21 protein-coding genes are annotated in these 16,864 nt (G+C 71.5%); 8 read left to right on the plus strand and 13 right to left on the minus strand.

Translation table 11 applies throughout. The features are described from left to right. Positions 1–13 precede the first annotated feature (13 nt). Both upp and O7632_RS27940 read right to left on the minus strand, forming a co-directional pair. Entirely contained in the window at positions 14–646 is a 633-nt protein-coding gene (upp, locus tag O7632_RS27935; RefSeq protein ID WP_278118614.1) for a uracil phosphoribosyltransferase, read from the minus strand. Beyond that, on the minus strand, positions 627–2,015 hold the full coding sequence (locus O7632_RS27940) for a glycosyltransferase (protein WP_278118616.1): 1,389 nt from the start codon (positions 2,013–2,015) through the stop codon (positions 627–629). Before O7632_RS27940 ends, upp begins: the two co-directional genes overlap by 20 nt. A gap of 125 nt (positions 2,016–2,140) precedes the next feature. Here O7632_RS27940 and deoC point away from each other — a divergent pair, with 125 nt between their 5' ends. The 3 genes from deoC to O7632_RS27955 are packed head-to-tail and all read left to right on the plus strand — an operon-like array spanning position 2,141 to position 5,386. Next, positions 2,141–3,106, plus strand: coding sequence for a deoxyribose-phosphate aldolase (deoC, locus tag O7632_RS27945; protein ID WP_278118618.1), 966 nt, complete (start codon positions 2,141–2,143; stop codon positions 3,104–3,106). 5 nt (positions 3,107–3,111) lie between these two features. Beyond that, complete coding sequence (locus O7632_RS27950) at positions 3,112–4,542, plus strand: aldehyde dehydrogenase family protein (RefSeq protein WP_278120454.1); 1,431 nt, start codon at positions 3,112–3,114, stop codon at positions 4,540–4,542. Beyond that, positions 4,535–5,386: an aldehyde dehydrogenase family protein gene (locus O7632_RS27955; protein ID WP_278118620.1), complete on the plus strand. Its 852-nt coding sequence runs from the start codon at positions 4,535–4,537 to the stop codon at positions 5,384–5,386. Before O7632_RS27950 ends, O7632_RS27955 begins: the two co-directional genes overlap by 8 nt. A gap of 78 nt (positions 5,387–5,464) precedes the next feature. Here O7632_RS27955 and O7632_RS27960 read toward each other — a convergent pair whose 3' ends face one another. Genes O7632_RS27960 through O7632_RS27985 form a run of 6 tightly spaced genes read right to left on the minus strand, consistent with a single transcriptional unit; the run spans position 5,465 to position 9,111 of the window. After that, positions 5,465–5,656, minus strand: a complete 192-nt coding sequence (locus O7632_RS27960) for a hypothetical protein (protein WP_278118622.1) — start codon at positions 5,654–5,656, stop codon at positions 5,465–5,467. Positions 5,657–5,706: 50 nt separating this feature from the next. Further along, positions 5,707–6,315: a dihydrofolate reductase family protein gene (locus O7632_RS27965; RefSeq protein ID WP_278118624.1), complete on the minus strand. Its 609-nt coding sequence runs from the start codon at positions 6,313–6,315 to the stop codon at positions 5,707–5,709. A 32-nt stretch (positions 6,316–6,347) separates the two neighbouring features. Then, positions 6,348–7,106: an SRPBCC domain-containing protein gene (locus tag O7632_RS27970; protein ID WP_278118626.1), complete on the minus strand. Its 759-nt coding sequence runs from the start codon at positions 7,104–7,106 to the stop codon at positions 6,348–6,350. Positions 7,107–7,113: 7 nt separating this feature from the next. Then, on the minus strand, positions 7,114–7,722 hold the full coding sequence (locus O7632_RS27975) for a helix-turn-helix domain-containing protein (RefSeq protein ID WP_278118628.1): 609 nt from the start codon (positions 7,720–7,722) through the stop codon (positions 7,114–7,116). A gap of 32 nt (positions 7,723–7,754) precedes the next feature. Next, the gene (locus O7632_RS27980) at positions 7,755–8,057 is read right to left on the minus strand and encodes a hypothetical protein (protein WP_278118629.1); all 303 of its coding nucleotides are present in this window, start codon (positions 8,055–8,057) and stop codon (positions 7,755–7,757) included. A 55-nt stretch (positions 8,058–8,112) separates the two neighbouring features. Further along, complete coding sequence (locus tag O7632_RS27985) at positions 8,113–9,111, minus strand: NAD(P)-dependent alcohol dehydrogenase (RefSeq protein WP_278118631.1); 999 nt, start codon at positions 9,109–9,111, stop codon at positions 8,113–8,115. A 193-nt stretch (positions 9,112–9,304) separates the two neighbouring features. Between O7632_RS27985 and O7632_RS27990 the strand changes: the two genes are divergently transcribed. From O7632_RS27990 to O7632_RS28000, 3 genes are read left to right on the plus strand one after another with little or no spacing between them, the layout of a single operon-like run. Continuing rightward, positions 9,305–10,501: a histidine kinase gene (locus O7632_RS27990; protein WP_278118632.1), complete on the plus strand. Its 1,197-nt coding sequence runs from the start codon at positions 9,305–9,307 to the stop codon at positions 10,499–10,501. Continuing rightward, positions 10,498–11,163 carry a response regulator transcription factor gene (locus O7632_RS27995; RefSeq protein WP_278118634.1) on the plus strand — a complete coding sequence of 222 codons (666 nt, stop codon included), beginning with the start codon at positions 10,498–10,500 and terminating at the stop codon, positions 11,161–11,163. Before O7632_RS27990 ends, O7632_RS27995 begins: the two co-directional genes overlap by 4 nt. Positions 11,164–11,199: 36 nt before the next feature. Continuing rightward, positions 11,200–12,330 carry a Fic family protein gene (locus O7632_RS28000; protein WP_278118636.1) on the plus strand — a complete coding sequence of 377 codons (1,131 nt, stop codon included), beginning with the start codon at positions 11,200–11,202 and terminating at the stop codon, positions 12,328–12,330. 45 nt (positions 12,331–12,375) lie between these two features. Here the strand turns inward: O7632_RS28000 and O7632_RS28005 are convergent, their stop codons facing one another. The 4 genes from O7632_RS28005 to O7632_RS28020 all read right to left on the minus strand — a co-directional run bounded on the left by O7632_RS28005 (position 12,376) and on the right by O7632_RS28020 (position 15,265). Then, positions 12,376–12,582: a hypothetical protein gene (locus O7632_RS28005; protein ID WP_278118638.1), complete on the minus strand. Its 207-nt coding sequence runs from the start codon at positions 12,580–12,582 to the stop codon at positions 12,376–12,378. Between the two features lie 207 nt (positions 12,583–12,789). Continuing rightward, complete coding sequence (locus O7632_RS28010; protein ID WP_278118640.1) at positions 12,790–13,182, minus strand: VOC family protein; 393 nt, start codon at positions 13,180–13,182, stop codon at positions 12,790–12,792. After that, on the minus strand, positions 13,179–13,463 hold the full coding sequence (locus tag O7632_RS28015; protein ID WP_278118641.1) for a metalloregulator ArsR/SmtB family transcription factor: 285 nt from the start codon (positions 13,461–13,463) through the stop codon (positions 13,179–13,181). Before O7632_RS28015 ends, O7632_RS28010 begins: the two co-directional genes overlap by 4 nt. A 104-nt stretch (positions 13,464–13,567) precedes the next feature. Beyond that, positions 13,568–15,265: a choice-of-anchor M domain-containing protein gene (locus tag O7632_RS28020; protein WP_278120456.1), complete on the minus strand. Its 1,698-nt coding sequence runs from the start codon at positions 15,263–15,265 to the stop codon at positions 13,568–13,570. Here O7632_RS28020 and O7632_RS28025 point away from each other — a divergent pair. After that, positions 15,176–15,367, plus strand: a complete 192-nt coding sequence (locus O7632_RS28025; RefSeq protein ID WP_278118643.1) for a hypothetical protein — start codon at positions 15,176–15,178, stop codon at positions 15,365–15,367. The two genes, O7632_RS28020 and O7632_RS28025, sit on opposite strands and share 90 nt — an antisense overlap. Positions 15,368–15,549: 182 nt before the next feature. Here O7632_RS28025 and O7632_RS28030 read toward each other — a convergent pair whose 3' ends face one another. Then, on the minus strand, positions 15,550–16,149 hold the full coding sequence (locus O7632_RS28030; protein WP_278118645.1) for a TIGR03086 family metal-binding protein: 600 nt from the start codon (positions 16,147–16,149) through the stop codon (positions 15,550–15,552). A 112-nt stretch (positions 16,150–16,261) separates the two neighbouring features. Between O7632_RS28030 and O7632_RS28035 the strand changes: the two genes are divergently transcribed. Continuing rightward, the gene (locus O7632_RS28035) at positions 16,262–16,855 is read left to right on the plus strand and encodes a TetR/AcrR family transcriptional regulator (RefSeq protein WP_278118646.1); all 594 of its coding nucleotides are present in this window, start codon (positions 16,262–16,264) and stop codon (positions 16,853–16,855) included. The last annotated feature ends 9 nt before the right edge of the window (positions 16,856–16,864 follow it).

The raw sequence follows: 16,864 nt of genomic DNA on the forward strand, positions 1-16,864 counted from the left end.
GTGGCCCGTCCACTCAGAACCGGGGCATGCCGCCGAACTGGCGGTCACCGGCGTCGCCGAGTCCTGGCACGATGAACATCTTGTCGTTGAGCCGTTCGTCGATCGACGCGGTCACCAGCCGCAACGGCAACCCGGATCGCTCCAGCCGCTCGATGCCCGCCGGCGCGGCGAGCGCGCAGATCACCGTGACGTCGGTGCATCCCCGGTCGACGAGCAGCCGGCAGCAGTGCTCCAGCGAACCGCCGGTCGCCAGCATCGGATCGAGCACCAGCACCGGGATGCCGGTCAGCTCCACCGGCAGCGACTCCAGATAGGCCCGGGGTTCGAAGGTCTCCTCGTCGCGGGCCAGCCCGACGAAGCCCATCGACGACTCCGGCAGCAACGCCAGCGCCGAGTCGGCCATGCCGAGGCCGGCGCGCAGCACCGGGACCAGCAGCGGCGGGTTGGCCAGCCGGATCCCGTCGGTCGGTGCCACCGGCGTGGTCACCGGGTAGGACTCCACCGGGAAGGAACGGGCCGCCTCGTACACCAGCATGGTGGTGAGTTCGTGCAGCGCGGCGCGGAACGCCGCCGAGTCGGTCCGGGCGTCGCGCATCGCGGTCAGCCGGGACTGGGCGAGGGGATGCTCAACTACGAGTACGTCCACGGTCGTTGAACCTACTAGCCAGTCCGGCGGCGGACGCATACACCTCACGGATCGCCTCGGCGTACCGGGCCGGGGTGTGCTCGGCGGCCCGGGCGGCGGCCGTGGCGGCCTGCCGGCGGGCCGCGTCCGGGTCGAGCAGCAGCCGCAGCACGCCGGCGGCGAGCGCGCCGGCTTCCGGGTCGGTGCGCAGCGCGGCACCGGCCAGGGCACCGTGCGCGTGCAGCGCGCGGTCGACCAGGACCACCGGTACGCCGGCCAGGCCGGCCTCCTGCAGCACCAGCGCCTGGGTATCGGTCTGGGAGGCGAACGCGAACACCTCGGCGGCGCCGTACGCGGCAGCCACCACCGCCGGGCTCTGCTGACCGGTGAGGACGATCCGGGCGGACACCCGGGGGTCGAGCTCCCGCAGCAGCCCGGCCAGCCAGCGGGGTTCGTACAGCGCGCCGACCAGCACCAGGCGGGCCGCCGGGCAGCCGGCCAGAATCCGGCCGAACGCCGCGATCAGCAGGTCGATGCCTTTTTCCCGGTTGATCCGGCCGACGTAGAGCACCACCCGGTCGCTGGGCGCGATGCCGTGCCCGTACCGGAATGCGTTGACCTCGCGGGCGGTGGTACGCCGGGGAGCGACCCCGGTCGGCACCAGGTGCACCCGGTCGGCGGGTACCGGCAGGTGAATTCGGTCCAGCACCGCCCGGGTCGGTACGACGACCGCGTCGGCACCGCCGAGCAGCAGCGTGTTGGTGGCGTCCATGGCCGCGCGGCGGCGGGCGACCGCACCGCTGGCCAGCGGCCGGTGGTCGCGGGTGTGACCGTGGATCTTCCCGCTGCCGTGCTGATGGCTGTGCGCGGGGCCGTGGGCGTGCGCGGGGCCGTGGGCGTGCGCGGGGCCGTGGCTGGTCGCCGGTGACGGTGCCGGACGCGGTACGCCGAGTCGGCGGGCGTACAGCCGTACCCCGGCGCTGAGCGCCCGCGCCGGCACCCGATAGGCGTCGGCGTACGCGTGCAGGTCGGTGTGGTAGGTCTGCACCAGCGGCAGGCCGAGCCGGCGCGCGGTGAGGACGCCGAGCAGCCCGACCGGCCCCGGGGTGTGTACGTGCACCACGTCCGGGGCGACCGCGGCGATCTCGGCGATCGTGCCGGTGGCGGCGGCACCGCGCAGCAGCCACGGTGACAGCCGCAGGTCGGCGACTCCGCAGGGCAGCGCACGCAGCCGCAGTACGTCCGGTTCGGCCGGCTGATCCGGGTGCCGGGGCACCACGATCAGCCCGGGATGCCCCGCGTCGGTCAACGCCGCCGCCAGAGTCCGCAGCGAGGTGACCACCCCGTCGCGGCGGGGCAGGTACGTATCGGTGAAGTGCACTGCTCGCACGTCAGGGACGGTGGGTCACCGGGTTCAACATGATGTAACGGTAAGCCAACGGCACAGTTAAGTCTGCTCGTCTGATCGGCCGACGATCAAGATCGTCAAATGGCCGGCGACGTAGACTCACACGCATGACAGCGGTGACCACATCGACACCCGGGCGCCATGATCTGGCCGAGGTGGGACACAGCGCAGCGACCCTGCGGGCGTTTCTGCACGGTCTGCCGGGCGTCGACCAGATCGGGGCGCAGCAGCGGGCCGCCATGCTCGGCACCCGGTCGATCAAGACCACCGCCAAGGCGCAGGCGATCGACCTGGCGATCCGGATGGTCGACCTGACCACCCTGGAAGGCGCCGACACTCCGGGCAAGGTCCGGTCGCTGTGTGCCAAGGCCCGCCGCCCCGATCCGACCGACCCCGGCTGCCCGCCGGTCGCCGCCGTCTGTGTCTACCCGGCGATGGTGCCGACCGCCGCCGCCGCGCTCGCCGGCTCCGGCGTCCACCTGGCCAGCGTGGCGACCGCGTTCCCGTCCGGGCAGGCACCGCTGGCCGTCAAGCTCGCCGACACGGCCGCCGCCGTCGACGCCGGCGCCGACGAGATCGACATGGTGATCAACCGGGGGGCGTTCCTCGCCGGCCGCTACCACGAGGTGTACACCGAGATCGTCGCGGTCAAGCAGGCCTGCGGCGACGCCCACCTCAAGGTCATCCTGGAGACCGGGGAGCTGTCCACCTACGACAACGTACGCCGCGCCTCCTGGCTGGCGATGCTGGCCGGCGGCGACTTCATCAAGACCTCCACCGGCAAGGTGCCGGTCGCCGCGACCCTGCCGGTCACGTTGATCATGCTGGAGGCGGTCCGGGACTTCCACGCCGTCACCGGGCGGCGGATCGGCGTCAAACCGGCCGGCGGCATCCGCACCACCAAGGACGCGATCAAATATCTGGTCCTGGTCAACGAAACCGTCGGCGCGGACTGGCTCACCCCGGACCTGTTCCGGTTCGGCGCCTCCACCCTGCTCAACGACCTGCTGATGCAGCGGTCGAAGCTCACCACCGGGGTCTACTCCGGTCCCGACTACGTCACCCTGGACTGATGAGCGTGTTCGACTACGCACCCGCACCCGAATCCCGCGCGATCGTCACCCTCCGCGAGTCGTACGGCCTGTTCATCGGCGGCGAGTTCGTCGACCCGGTCGACGGCGGCGCGTTCAAGAGCGTCAACCCGGCGACCGAGGAGGTGCTCGCCGAGGTCGCCGAGGCCGGCGCGGGCGACGTCGACCGGGCGGTGGCCGCCGCGCGTACGGCGTACCAGCGGGTCTGGGGTCCGATGCCTGGCCGCGACCGGGCCAAGTACCTGTTCCGGATCGCCCGAGCGCTCGCCGAACGCAGCCGCGAGCTGGCCGTACTCGAATCCCTGGACAACGGCAAACCGATCCGGGAGTCCCGCGACGTCGACCTGCCGCTGGCGTCGGCGCACTTCTTCTACTACGCCGGTTGGGCCGACAAACTGCCGTACGCCGGCTTCGGCCCGGACCCGCGCCCGCTCGGCGTCGCCGGCCAGGTCATCCCGTGGAACTTCCCGCTGCTGATGCTGGCCTGGAAGATCGCCCCGGCGCTGGCCGCCGGCAACACGGTGGTGCTCAAACCGGCCGAGACGACCCCGCTGACCGCGCTGTTGTTCGCCGAGATCTGCCAGCAGGCCGACCTGCCGCCCGGTGTGGTCAACATCGTCACCGGGGCCGGTGCCACCGGGCAGGCCGTCGTCGCCCACGCCGACATCGACAAGGTCGCCTTCACCGGCTCCACCGACGTCGGTCGGCAGATCGCCCGTGCGGTCGCCGGCAGCCGCAAGAAGCTGACCCTGGAGCTGGGCGGCAAGGCCGCCAACATCGTCTTCGACGACGCCCCGATCGATCAGGCCGTCGAAGGCATCGTCGACGGCATCTTCTTCAACCAGGGCCACGTCTGCTGCGCCGGTTCCCGGCTGCTGGTCCAGGAGTCGATCGCCGAGCCGCTGCTGGAGTCGTTGAAGCGGCGGATGGCCCGGCTGCGCGTCGGTGATCCGCTGGACAAGAACACCGACGTCGGGGCGATCAACTCGGCCGCCCAACTGGACCGGATCCGTACCCTGACCGCCGCCGGCAGCGACGAGGGCGCGCAGGCCTGGTCGCCGCCGTGCGAGCTGCCCGAGCAGGGCTTCTGGTTCGCGCCGACCCTGTTCACCGGGGTCAGCCAGGCGCACCGGATCGCCCGCGAGGAGATCTTCGGCCCGGTGCTGTCCGTGTTGACCTTCCGCACCCCGGACGAGGCCATCGCCAAGGCCAACAACACGCCGTACGGGTTGTCGGCCGGGATCTGGTCGGAGAAGGGTTCCCGGGTGCTGTGGGCCGCCGACCGGCTGCGCGCCGGGGTGGTGTGGGCGAACACGTTCAACAAGTTCGACCCGACGTCGCCGTTCGGCGGCTACCAGGAGTCGGGCTACGGCCGTGAGGGCGGCCGGCACGGGTTGGAGGCGTACCTCGATGTCTGACAGTGCTGCCGTGGCCGCCGGGCCGGCGCGGGTTGCCGTACGCAAGACGTACAAGCTGTTCATCGGCGGGAAGTTCCCGCGCAGCGAGTCGGGACGGACATACCAGGTGCAGGACTCCAACGTGGCGCTCGCCTCGCGCAAGGACCTCCGAGACGCGGTGGTCGCCGCGCGGGCGGCGGTGAAGGGCTGGTCGGGCGCGACCGCGTACAACCGGGGTCAGATCCTCTACCGGGTCGCCGAGATGCTGGAGGGCCGCCGCGAGCAGTTCGTGGCGCTCGGCGAGCCGGCCGGTGAGGTCGACGCGGCGATCGACCGCTGGGTCTGGTACGCCGGTTGGTCGGACAAGCTTCCCCAGGCGTTCGGCGGCGCGAATCCGGTCGCCGGGCCGTACTTCAACCTGTCGACACCGGAGCCGACCGGAGTGGTCGGGGTCGTCGCGCCGGCCGAGCCTTCGCTGCTCGGCCTGGTCAGCGTGGTCGCTCCGGTGATCGTCAGCGGCAACACGGCGGTGGTGCTGGCCTCGCCGACCGGGCCGTTGGCGGCGGTCACCTTGGCCGAGGTGCTGGCCACGTCCGACCTGCCCGGCGGAGTGGTCAACATCCTGACCGGCGCGGTCGCCGAGACCGCGCCGTGGCTGGCCGGGCACCTGGACGTCGACGCGCTCGACTTGACCGGCGTGGCCGATCCGGAGGTGGCGACCGAGCTGGAGCGGGCCGCCGCCGGCAACCTCAAGCGGGTGCTACGCCCGGCGGCCGGTCCGATCGACTGGCTGGCCGACCCGGGTACCCGGCGGATGACCACGTTCCTGGAGACCAAGACCGTCTGGCATCCGAAGGGCAGCTGATCCGGTTGCCGGTCGTCGGGCGTCGTGGGTGTCGTCGGGGTCGTCGGGCGTCGTCGGGGGTCGTCGGGTGTCGTCGGGCTAGGCCGGCTCGGGCACCGGTCCGGGGCCGTCCGGATCGTCGTAGATCGGCGTCTCCGGGATCGGCTCCGGCTCGACCGGAGCCGGGGGCAGCGTGTCCGGGGTGTCCGGGGACAGCTCCCCCGGGTCGTCCGGCACCGGCTCGGTCGGGTTGATCGGCGGGTACGTCTCGGGTGCCGCTGGCTGCGTCATGCGGCTGCTTTTCCCGATTTCGCCCGACCGTAATCCTTGGCCACGGCGGGTCAGTCCAGGGCGAAGGAGCCGGTCGCGATCTCGCCGGCCGGCTGGTAGGTGCACATCAGCACGCCGGTGCTGGATACCGAACTGCCGACCAGCCGCAACGCCGTCGGTACCGTGCCGTCGCCGAACAGCCGCTTGCCGGGTCCGACGACGACCGGGAAGGTCCAGATCCGGAACTCGTCGACGAGGCCGTGCCGGACCAGCGTCTGCAGCAGGTCGGCGCTGCCATGCACCTGCAGCTCGGGGCCGTCGGTGCGCTTGAGCGCGGCGACACCCTCGGCCACGTCGCCGTCGATCAGCGTCGAGTTGCGCCACCGCAGGGCAGGCCGGCCGCGGGAGGCGACGTACTTGGTGGCGTCGTTGAGCGGCTTGGCGTCCTCTTCCGGGGCATTCGGCCAGTGGGCGGCGAAGATGTCGTACGTGCGGCGGCCGAGGACCATGTCGAAGGGGACGCCCATGGTCGCACCCATGGTCTGGCCCATCAGCTCGTCCCAGTAGGTGACCGACCAGCCGCCGTGGCGGAATCCGCCGTCGTCGTCCTCGCCGGGTCCGCCGGGTGCCTGCATGACGCCGTCGAGAGTGAGGAAGGTGTTGACGATGAGTCTACGCATCGGATGACGACCTTTCGGATGGCTGGTGGCGGTCACGAGGTCGGCAGCTGGTCCAGCCATCGCTGCCAGGACTGCTCGGTGTGGACCGGTTCGGCGTCGGGGTCGAAGACGTGGTGGCTGAGGAAGAGCACGTCGCCGCGTTCCTCGCCGGAGTGGACGAAGCGGTAGAGCCCACCGGCGGTGCGTACGCCGAGGAACGCCGACGGCGTACTCAGGTCGACGACGCCGTCGATCGATGCCGCGCCGGGTACCGCGAGGCGCACCGGCGTACCTTCGGTGAGCGGGTGGGTGCCGCCGACGGCGGCGGCGACCGCCGGCCACACCCGGTCCGGGTCGCCGGCACCGGGCCGCAGCACGGTCACCGGGATCGCCGTCCGGCCCGGGAAATACCGCAGGTACGCGGCGAGGGTGCCCAGGTAGAGGTCCCAGCCGACCGTCATCGCCTCGTACTCGGTCTCCCAGTTGTCGCCGAGTACGCCGCTCTGCACCATCCGCAGCACAGTGCTGCCCTGGTCGCGGCCTTCGATGAGGTATTCGGTGGCCATGAACGAGCCGTCGTCGGCGGTGGCGGTACGGTCGGCGAACCGCTTGCCTGGTTCCCAGCCGACGATGGTGGCCTCGTCGGTGTGCCCGGCGATGGTGAGGCGTGCCGTGCCGCCCTCCCGGGGCTCGATCTCGCTGCGGCCCATGAACCAGGAGTCGAGTCCGGGGCCGGTGGCGATGGCGTCCCACACCTGCTCCGGCGTTGCCGGCAGCTCGATTTCCTTGCGTAGCTCGAATTCGTGTCCCATCGCGGGCTCAGCCTTCCTGTGCGGTTCCGGTGCTCGGCGTCTCGGCGCTCGGGTGCAGGGCGACGACGAGGCGGTGCGACCGGCCACCGGGGATCGTTTCATCGTGGTATCTCGCGACCAGGGCGGTGACCGTGTTGGTCAACTCCTCGGCGAAGGCGGCCCGGTCGGCGGCCGAGGCGAAGCGGATCTCGCCGTCGACAGCGAAGGTCGCGACCCGCTTGTTCGCCCGCTCCGCGCCGGTGAGCAGTGCGCCGACGTCGCGGACCAGCCGGGCGGCGAGGGCGAGCAACCAGCGGGCGGAGAGCCGGTCGGGGGCCTGGGCTGGGTCCGGCGCGACGGCGGCGAGCGCGGCCGGCGAGATCACGTACGCTCCGGCGGTGGCCCGCATGATCCGCTCGGTGACGTTGCCCTTGCGCCGCTGCTCGACCAACTCGACCAGGCCGTGCTGCTCCAGCGCTTTCAGGTGGTAGTTGACCTTCTGTCGGGGCAGGCCGATCCGGGCGGCGAGCATGGTCGCCGAAGCAGGCTCGGCCAGCTCGGCGAGGATCCGGGCCCGGATCGGATCGAGTGAGGCCTCGGCCGCCGCTGGGTCCTCGATCACCGCTACGTCCAACATGCGACCCAGGCTGCCACCGAATAGAAATGTTGTCAAGAACGCAAAACTGTTCGGTGAGCCCGTCGTCGGTCACTCCCCTGCTCGACTGGCTGGGCCAGGTCGCGCGGGGTGAGGCGCAGCCCGGACGCGGGCGAGGCCACCCCGTCGTCGCCGGCCGTCCAGTGGAACTGCTCGACGCCGAGCGGCGCGAACAGCTTCGCCCAGCCGTACGCCTCCAACGCCTGCCCGGTGCCGGCGGCGCTCAGCTTGCCGAGCAGCGCGGTGGCACCGCCGGGGCCAGGACCAGGCGCTCGCCCATCCGACTCGTCGCCACACGCCACCCCGTCACCATCCACGAAGGATATGCCGGACCGTCGACCGCCGCGGTCCGCTCCATCTCCTGCCTGGCAATCACATGGTGACGACGACCTTGGCTCGGGCGTGTTCCGTCTCGACATACCGAATCGCGTCCGGCACCTCGCTCAACCGGAACGTCCGGTCGACGACCGGGGCCACCTTGCCCGCCTCGACCAGATCCCGCAGCGTCGCCAGGTGCCCCTGGCCGGCCGTCGCCATCGGCGCGACAATGCGCTGGCGGACGAAGCCTGCCACGATCCGGGCCCGGATGAACAGCGCCAACGGCCCGAGCAGGCTGCCGCCGGTCGACACTCCGCCGCCGCACAGCACCAGCGTCCCGTCCCTGGTCAGCACCTGCCGGCAGTCAGCCAACGACCGGTTGCCGACCAGGTCGAGCAGTACGTCGTAGCGGCAGCCGGCCGCGACGGCATCGGTACGGGTGAAATCGTCCCGGGTGTAGTCGACGACGTGGTCGGCACCGAGCGACCGGACCAACTCGACGTTGCGGGTCCGGCACACCGCCGTCACCTGCGCCCCGTACGTCTTGGCCAGCTGCACCGCGAAGGTGCCGACCCCGCCGGACGCCCCGTTGACCAGGACGTGCTGCCCGGCCCGCAGGTCGGCGGCGTCCCGCAGGCAGACCAGGGCGGTGGTGGCGGCCAGCGGCACCGCCGCCGCCTGCGCGAAACTCAGGTTCGCCGGTTTCGTCTCGACCAGGTTCTCCGTCACGCAGAGGTACTCGGCGAACGCGCCGCCGGCTGGGCCGGCCTCGCCGTACACCTCGTCACCGGGGCGGAACCGGGTCACCGCCCGGCCGACCGCCTCGACCCGGCCGGCGAAGTCCTGACCGCGCACGGCCGCGCGGGGCCGGCGCTGCCCGAACGACAACCGGGCCAGGTACGGGTCGCCGCGCATCGCGTGCCAGTCGTACGCGTTGACCGAGCTGGCGTGCACCCGCACCAGCACCTCACCATCGCCGGGGATCGGGGTGTCGACGTCGCGCCACCGCAGCACGTCGGGAGAGCCGTACCGGTCCTGAACGATCGCCTTCATCGCTGATTCTCCTCACTGGATTCGCTGGTGGACACAGCGTGTCGGCGAAGGCCGGGGCAGTGCGTCGGTGCGGCGGCGGCACCACGACTGCGCCCGACGCGGTAGCGCGGCGACGGCCTACTCCCCCGGGCGTACGCCGGACTGCCTCCGTCGGGGCTGCCGCCCTCAATGCCGGCCGGCCTACAGTGCGGGGATGAGCCGGTCGAGCCCAGATGCCGACGTGACGGCACCCGACGAGCGACCGCCGTCGCGGCCCGGACCGGGCCTGGCGGTGCTGACCGCGGTCGGGCAGCCGGTCGGCACCGCGATCGCCGCCAGCTGGCAGTCCGGCGGCGTCGGGATCATCGGGTACGCGCTGCTGGTGTTCAGCGGGCTGGCGCTGGCCGACCGGCACCGGTTCCCGCGGCGCAACTTCCTGATCGTGGTCGCCGCGACCCTGGCGTACCACCTGCTGGACCAGCCGGCCGGGGTGACGCTGCTGGCACCGATGATCGCCGCGTCGGCGGCGCGCGCTGCCGGCCACCGCTGGCTCGTCGGGGTGGCGGCGGTGACGGCGTACGGCATCTGGGTGCTGGTCGCCGGGGCGACGCCGCGGCAGGCGATGCTGGCGGTGGCGCTGATCGTCGCCGCCGGGCTGGTCACCGAGATCGGCACCCTCGTCGCCGACCGGGTCCGCGAGGGCGTCGCGGAGCAGCGCCGGCTCTCCGAGGAGCGGCAGCGCCGCCGGGCCACCGAGCAACGGCTGCGGATCGCCGCCGAGCTGCACGACGTACTCGGGCATCATCTGTCGCTGATCAACGTACGGGCCGGGGTCGGTCTGCACCTGATGGACCGCGACCCGGAACAGGCCCGCGCGGCGTTGGAGGCGATCGCGCAGTCCAGCGCGGAGGCGTTGCGCGAGGTCCGCGCGATGCTCGACACGCTCTACCCGCGCGGCGAGGCCGCGCCGCGTGCCCCCGCGCCGGGGCTGGACCGGCTCGGCGAGCTGACCGACGACGCGGCGGTGCCGACCCGGACGGTGATCGACGGTACGGCCCGGCCGCTGCCGGCCGCCGTGGACCGGGCGGCGTACCGGATCGTGCAGGAGGCGTTGACCAACGTGCGGCGGCACGCCGGCCCGGGTGCCGCCGCCACCGTCACCATCGGATACCGACAGGATGCGGTGATGCTCCAGATCGATGACGACGGCGGCGGCGCCGGTGCGCCGGGGCCGGCTGCGTCCCAGGCTCCTGCTCCGGCTGGCAACGGGATCACCGGGATGCGGGAGCGGGCCGCCGCGCTGGGCGGCGAGGTGACCGCCGGTCCCGCGCCGGACGGCATCGGCGGTTGGCGGGTACGGGCCCACCTGCCGCTGGATCCTGACTCGTCGCCGGAGGAGGTTGCTTCGTGATCCGGGTGCTGTTGGTCGACGATCAGGTGCTGGTCCGGGCCGGGTTCCGGGCACTGTTGGCGGCGGAGCCGGACATCGAGGTCGTCGGTGAGGCCGGCGACGGCGCGCAGGCGGTTCGGTTGGCCGGGCAGACCCGACCTGACGTGGTCCTGATGGACATCCGGATGCCCGGGGTGGACGGGTTGACCGCCACCCGCCAGATCGCCGCCGACCCGCAGCTGGACGAGGTACGGATCATCGTGCTGACCACGTTCGAGCTGGACGAGTACGTCGGCGAGGCGCTGCGCGCCGGGGCCGCCGGGTTCCTGGTGAAGAACACGCAGCCGGCCGAGCTGATCCAGGGGGTACGGGTGGTGGCAGCCGGAGATGGTCTGCTGTCGCCGAGCGTGACCCGGCGGGTGATCGAGCAGTTCGCCGCCCGGACGGCCACTCCGGCCGCGCCCCGGCGGCTGGCCGAGCTGACCGACCGGGAACGGGAGGTGGTGGCGTTGGTCGGCACCGGACTGTCCAACGACGAGATCGCCGTACGGCTGGTGGTCAGTCCGGCGACGGCGAAGACGCATGTGTCGCGGGCGATGGTGAAGCTCGGTGCCCGGGACCGCGCCCAGCTGGTCGTGTTCGCGTACGAGGCCGGCCTGGTCCGCCCCGGCTGGCTACCTTGACCATCGCACATGCTACTACTCTTGTAGCATGGTGGCATGATCTACGCGATGCCTCGGCTCGACGGCGCTGACCGGCAGGTCCTGCATGAGTTGGACCAGATGCGTGCCGACCTGCGGCTGCAGCTACGGTCCACCCCACGCTGGGCGGGCCAACTGCGGCGGAGCCTGTTCGCCGCCGCGATCCAGGGCTCGAACACCATCGAGCACATCACGATCAGCGGTTCGGACGCCCGAGCGCTCGTCGAGCAGGCACCCATGTCGGCGGAGACCAGCGACGAGGTCCGCCAGGCGGTCGTCGGCTACCGCGACGCGATGACGTACGTGCAGCAGACACCTGAGTTGGACTTCTTCGAATACTCGCAGACGCTGCTCTCGGCCTTGCACTTCATGATCACCAAGTATCAGCCGGCGAAGTGGCCTGGCCGTTATCGGACCGGCGGGATCTTCGTAACCAGTGCCGACCCGCTGGAGCCCGTGTACACCGGCCCGGACGCGGAACGGGTCTCCGGGCTGATGGGCGAACTGGTCGAATGGCTCCGCCACGGCGACCTCGACGCGCCGGCGTACGCGCGAGCGGCGATGGCACACCTGAACCTGGTCAGCATCCACCCCTGGCGCGACGGCAACGGGCGCACGGCCCGCGCCCTGCACACCCTCGTGCTGGCCCGCACCGGGGAACTCGCCGCCGAGTTCTCCTCGATCGAGGAGTGGCTGGGCGAGCAGATCAACACGGTCCAGTACTACGAGGCACTGCGGTCCGCTCAGGACGGCAGCTTCCAACCTGATCGCGACGCCCACCCCTGGCTGCGATTCGTCCTGGCGGCGCATCACCGGCAGGCGCAGCGGGTGAAACGGCGCTCCGAGTGGGCAGTTCGACTGTGGAACGATCTGGAACGCCTCACCGAGCAGAAGGGCCTGCCCGGACGGGTCGTCTCGGCGCTCTACGCCGCCGCCGCTGGCGAGCTACGGCGGACCACTTATCAGCAGGACGAAGGTCTCAGCCGCGACCAGGCCATCCGCGACGTCCAGGCGCTGACCCGCGCCGGACTGCTGACGCCGCGCGGCAACGCGACCTCCCGGGTCTATCTGCCGGCCGGGGCGGTGGCCGAGATCGCCCAGGCGGCGACCGCAGCAGTACGCGGGCCGGGGCGCGACCCCTACCAGTGAGCGCCCGCCCCGGCCCGCGTACTGCTGTGAGAACGCCTGCTGGGGCTACCGTGCAAGGTTGAATTCCGCGAACGCCGCAGCCTCCTCGCCGGTGAGGGAGGCGTGCCAGGCAGCAGCGGCGTCGACGGCACGACGGTCGAGGTGTTCGCGGATCGCCTGAGCGACCAGAGCCGACCGGTTGCCACCAGCGACGGCGGCGACAAGATCCTCGCCGAGATCGTCGTCAAGGGTGATCGAGATGCTCATGGTCATGCCGCCAAGACTGCCAGCAATCGTGCCGGAGCAGGATCACCGATCGCATCGGCGTGTTGGGAGTCGGCTCGATCCACCGCCATGATCAGTTGATGCTCCGCCGGGCGACACGCCGGCAAAACTCCCGGCAGAGCATCAACTGATCATGATGAACTGCGGCCCGTCGCCGCACCGCGTGACCCGGGACGTGCCGCGTCGAGGTGAGGTTCACGCCGGGCTGACCAGCTGGATGAGATTGCCGCAGGTGTCGTCGAGTACCGCGCCGACGAACGGGCCCATCGGCGTGGGGGTCTGGATGAAGGTGACCCCGTCGGCCTGCAGCGTCCGGTAGGCCTCCTCGACGTCGTCCACGGCGAACGAGGCCGCCGGGATGCCCTGCTCGGCGAGCGCCTGCTTGTACGCCTGGGCGGCCGGGTTCTCGTCGGGCTCCAGCAGCAGTTCGACGCCGTCCGGGGCGTCGGCACCGACCACGGTGAGCCACCGGTGTTCCCCGACCGGAAAATCGGTCTTGGGGACGAAGCCGAGTTTGTCGGTGTAGAAGGCGAGCGCCTTGGCCTGGTCGTCGACGAAGACGCTGGTCACGTAGATGCGGGCTTTCATGTCTTCTCCTCATCGCTGAGCGGCCACCGCTCGGTGATCGAGCGCAGCGGCCGGGTGTCGAGGTAGTGGAGCTTGGTGCGGCCGACCCGTTCGGAGCGGACGAGTCCGGCCTCCTCCAGCACGGCCAGGTGCTGCGAGATCGCCTGCCGGGTGGAGGTGGTGCCGTGTTCGGTGAGCAGGCGGGTGCAGATCTCGAACAGGCTCATCCCGCCCTTGCGGGCGAGCTCGTCCATGATCCGCCGCCGGGTCGGGTCCGCGAGTGCCCGGTAAAGGACCGCCACCCGCCCCACAATAGGCAAGCCTGCACTTGCATATCAAGTCCGAGGGACCACAGGGTGAGGCCGGCCACCTGAGTGGCCGGCCTCACCTCGGCGGGTGGCGGTCGTCAGATCGCGGTGAAGGTGATCGTGGCGACGTAGGTGCCGGCAGCCACGTCGGTCGGTGCCTCGATCCGCAGGCCGGCACCGAGCTCACTGGTCCCCCGGGCACCGACGGCACCGATCGCGAGCGGGCTGCTGTCCAGCAGGCCCCGGCCGGAGTCGAAGGCCGGAGCGACGCTCTCACCGGCCGTCACCGCACCGACACCGGGCTGCGACACCACGCGCGGCGTCCAGCCGAGGAACCGGCCGGAGAGCGTCTGCGTATCGGCGACGAAGTCGCTGACCTGGCCGGAAGCGGTCCAGCCCGGTGCCGACGCCCGGGCGTCGGTGACCCGTACCGGACGCAGTTCACCGGTCGACACCCAGCGGTCGGCCTCGGCGCTGAGCGCGAAGTCGCTCATCAGCACCTGGTCGTTGGCGTCGACGCTGATCACCAGGGTGCCGTCCGGCACCGCGGCGATGACCTCCTGGCTCGTCGCGCCGACCCCGCCGCCGGAATCGTCGACGGCGAGGGTGACCGATGCCGACGGCCCGTACGCGATCTGGCCGGTGGGTGTCACCACCGCGACAATGAGTTCGCGACTGTGGTGCCCGGCGGTGACGGTGAACGAGTACTCGCGGCCGGTCGCGCCCGGGATCGGGGTGGCCTCGGCCGCGTCCGGCGCCTTCTCGAACCACTGGTAGCTGGTCAGCACGGTCGCGGTCGACACCTCGGCGGTGAAGGTCGCGACGTCGCCGACGGCCACCGACGTCTCCCCGGTGACGGTCACCTGCTGACGCGGCGCCGCACCGTGGTCGTCGACGTGGATCGTCACCGCGGTGGCTCCGACCACTCGGGCCTGGAGCAGGTCACCGGGCTGGTACGACTCGGCGATGCCGGCGATGCCGAACTCGACGCCGGAGTCGTCGGTGACGGTGACCGCCACCGACGCCGAGGTGGAACCCCCGGCGAGGTTGCCGACCGCGGGCACGAAGGACGCGGTGAGCGGGTGTGCCCCGACCGCCAGATCCGGTACGACGAGCTCGGCCGAGCCATTGTCGACCGGCGCGTGGCCGAGCACGGTGCCGCCGTCGCGGAACTCCACGTACCCGTCGGTTTCCGCTGGGGTCACCGTCCCGGTCAGGGTGACCGGCTCGCCCACCCGCAGCGCGGTCGCCGACGCCGTCAGCGCGGTGGAGGTACTCACGACCTCCGGCAGGTCACCGACCACGAACGTGTAGGTGGCGGTGGCGGCCATCGGGGTGGCACCGGCGGTGGCCGTGGCGATGACGGTGAGCCGGTAGGTGCCAGCTGCGGTGAACGCCCAGTTGGCGTGCATGTGGGTACGGCCGACGCTGAACGTCTTGTGATCCTCGTCGGAGGACCACAGCCGGGTCGGAGTGCCGAACGACCCGGTGCGGAAGAGCTCGACGTCGCCAGGCCCGTCGAACCCGCTCAGCGTGAAGGTCGTCTGGTCGCCGGAGACCGCGCCGGCCGGCACCGACTCGGTCGAGAAGCCGGGCCAGAGCTGCCCGCCGCCCGGGTTCGACTCCGGCGCGATCCAGACCTGCTCGCCGGCGGCGGCGATGAACTCGTAACCGGCGGGTACGGGTCGGGCCGCGTCGTCGTCGATGTGGAACCAGACGTCGTCGTCGTCGAACCGGGTGCCGGTGCCTTCGGCGACGTCGGCCTTGGTGCCGAGGGCGAGGACGCCGTCGTCCAGGAAAGTCGATATCGCGTCGGTGTGAATGTCCTGCAGGACGCGGTACTGCTGCGGCGCGGGTGCCGGGCCGGGTGCGGCGGCGGCCTGGTTGGTGGGGAGTAGCAGCGCGCCGGCGGACGCGGCGGCGGCGACCGCGACGGCCCTTTCATGATCGTTCCCTTCTTCGCGCGCAGCCTATAGCTAACGAAAACCATTCTCAATAGCTGCAGATGTGCTGCTCAGCTCAGGGATACAACCCACGCGCGGCAGGAAAGGAACCTCCACCCCTCAGGGCGGAGAGGAGGTCAACGCGCCCAGCTCGACGCCCGCGCGTCCCGACCCAGCAGGGCGAGCAGCTCGGTCTGGCGGTCCGTGGTGGGCCCCACCTCCGGCGGTGCCGCGAAGTGCCCGGTCGGCAGGGAGTCCGCGACCGGCGCGAAGAACGCGTGGGCGGCTTCGACCAGCATCGGGTCGAGGGTCACGTCGACGCCGATCGCCTGTGCGAGGTCCCAGCCGTGCACCAGGTTGTCGGTGAAGCACAGTCCGGCCAGCCTTCGACCCCGCAGGTCGCCGACCGGGTGGTGCACGACGGTGTCGAGCACCCCGGGTTGGGCGAACGCCTCGACCGCGACGTCGACCGAGCGGCGGACCGCCGTGAGCGGATCGGCACCCAGCACGTCGACGTCCGGCCGGGCGATGTCGAGCCTGCCGAGGTCGGCGAGGGGGATGCCGTCGAGCACCGGGACCACCGCGAGGTTGCCCCGCACCACGTGGTCGACCAGCGCCCGTACGTCCCACTCGGAGCACGGCGTGGGGGCGCCCCACTGCTCGGCGCCGACCCGCGCGACCAGGTCACAAAAGCGGCGGCTGGCCTGCTCGTAGAGAGGGACGAAGTCGATAGCCATGTGGCACCTCCCTGCGGCACGGAGGCCGCCTCTGCGATTCACCCATGTTCTTGACTGATCGGTCAACACTCCTAGACTCTTGACCGCACGGTCAAGAGAATGAGGTCAGCTGATGGCGAGAGACACCCGCGAGCGCCTGCTGCGCACGGCACGCGACCTCGTGCACGGCACTTCGCTGGCCGAGGTGAGCATCGAGGACGTCTGCGCGGGTGCTGGCGTCCACCGGGGCAGCCTCTACCACTTCTTCCCATCGAAGGACGCGCTCGGCTTGGCGGTGCTCGACCTCAACTGGTCGATGGTGCGGGCCGTGCTGGACGAGGCGTTCCAGGCCGAGGTCGAGCCACTCGCCCGCATCGACCGCTCCATCGATGGGTTCGCCCGGATGCTCGGGTTGATGCGCGAGAAGATGGGCACGACACCCGGCTGCCCGCTGGGCAACCTCACCGCCGAGTTGTCCACCCAGCCAGGGCCGGGCCGCGACCGTGCACAGGACGTCCTGCGCGCCTGGGCCCGCTACTTCGGCGACGCCATCCGGGAGGCTCAGGCCCGTGGTCAGCTGGCCCGGACCATCGACCCGGAGGCGGCGGCGCTGCGCGTCCTGGCTTACCTGCAGGGCATGGCGCTGCTGGCGAAGGTCTACGACGATCCGACTCTCGTGGCGACCGCCCGCGCCGCCGTCCGGGCACTCATCGACCAAACCGACTGACTGACCGCG

Origin of the sequence: Solwaraspora sp. WMMD406 (assembly GCF_029626025.1) — a bacterium.
Lineage (GTDB): Bacteria > Actinomycetota > Actinomycetes > Mycobacteriales > Micromonosporaceae > Micromonospora_E.

Excerpts from the sequence above, each read along its gene's own strand:
- O7632_RS27970 (WP_278118626.1), bottom strand. The coding sequence starts at position 7,106 with ATGGGACACGAATTCGAGCTACGCAAGGAAATCGAGCTGCCGGCAACG.
- O7632_RS28035 (WP_278118646.1), top strand. The coding sequence starts at position 16,262 with ATGGCGAGAGACACCCGCGAGCGCCTGCTGCGCACGGCACGCGACCTC.
- O7632_RS27965 (WP_278118624.1), bottom strand. The coding sequence starts at position 6,315 with ATGCGTAGACTCATCGTCAACACCTTCCTCACTCTCGACGGCGTCATG.
- O7632_RS28005 (WP_278118638.1), bottom strand. The coding sequence starts at position 12,582 with ATGACCATGAGCATCTCGATCACCCTTGACGACGATCTCGGCGAGGAT.
- deoC (WP_278118618.1), top strand. The coding sequence starts at position 2,141 with ATGACAGCGGTGACCACATCGACACCCGGGCGCCATGATCTGGCCGAG.
- O7632_RS27960 (WP_278118622.1), bottom strand. The coding sequence starts at position 5,656 with ATGACGCAGCCAGCGGCACCCGAGACGTACCCGCCGATCAACCCGACC.
- O7632_RS28000 (WP_278118636.1), top strand. The coding sequence starts at position 11,200 with ATGATCTACGCGATGCCTCGGCTCGACGGCGCTGACCGGCAGGTCCTG.
- O7632_RS28010 (WP_278118640.1), bottom strand. The coding sequence starts at position 13,182 with ATGAAAGCCCGCATCTACGTGACCAGCGTCTTCGTCGACGACCAGGCC.
- O7632_RS27955 (WP_278118620.1), top strand. The coding sequence starts at position 4,535 with ATGTCTGACAGTGCTGCCGTGGCCGCCGGGCCGGCGCGGGTTGCCGTA.
- O7632_RS28030 (WP_278118645.1), bottom strand. The coding sequence starts at position 16,149 with ATGGCTATCGACTTCGTCCCTCTCTACGAGCAGGCCAGCCGCCGCTTT.
- O7632_RS27985 (WP_278118631.1), bottom strand. The coding sequence starts at position 9,111 with ATGAAGGCGATCGTTCAGGACCGGTACGGCTCTCCCGACGTGCTGCGG.
- O7632_RS27990 (WP_278118632.1), top strand. The coding sequence starts at position 9,305 with ATGAGCCGGTCGAGCCCAGATGCCGACGTGACGGCACCCGACGAGCGA.
- O7632_RS27975 (WP_278118628.1), bottom strand. The coding sequence starts at position 7,722 with ATGTTGGACGTAGCGGTGATCGAGGACCCAGCGGCGGCCGAGGCCTCA.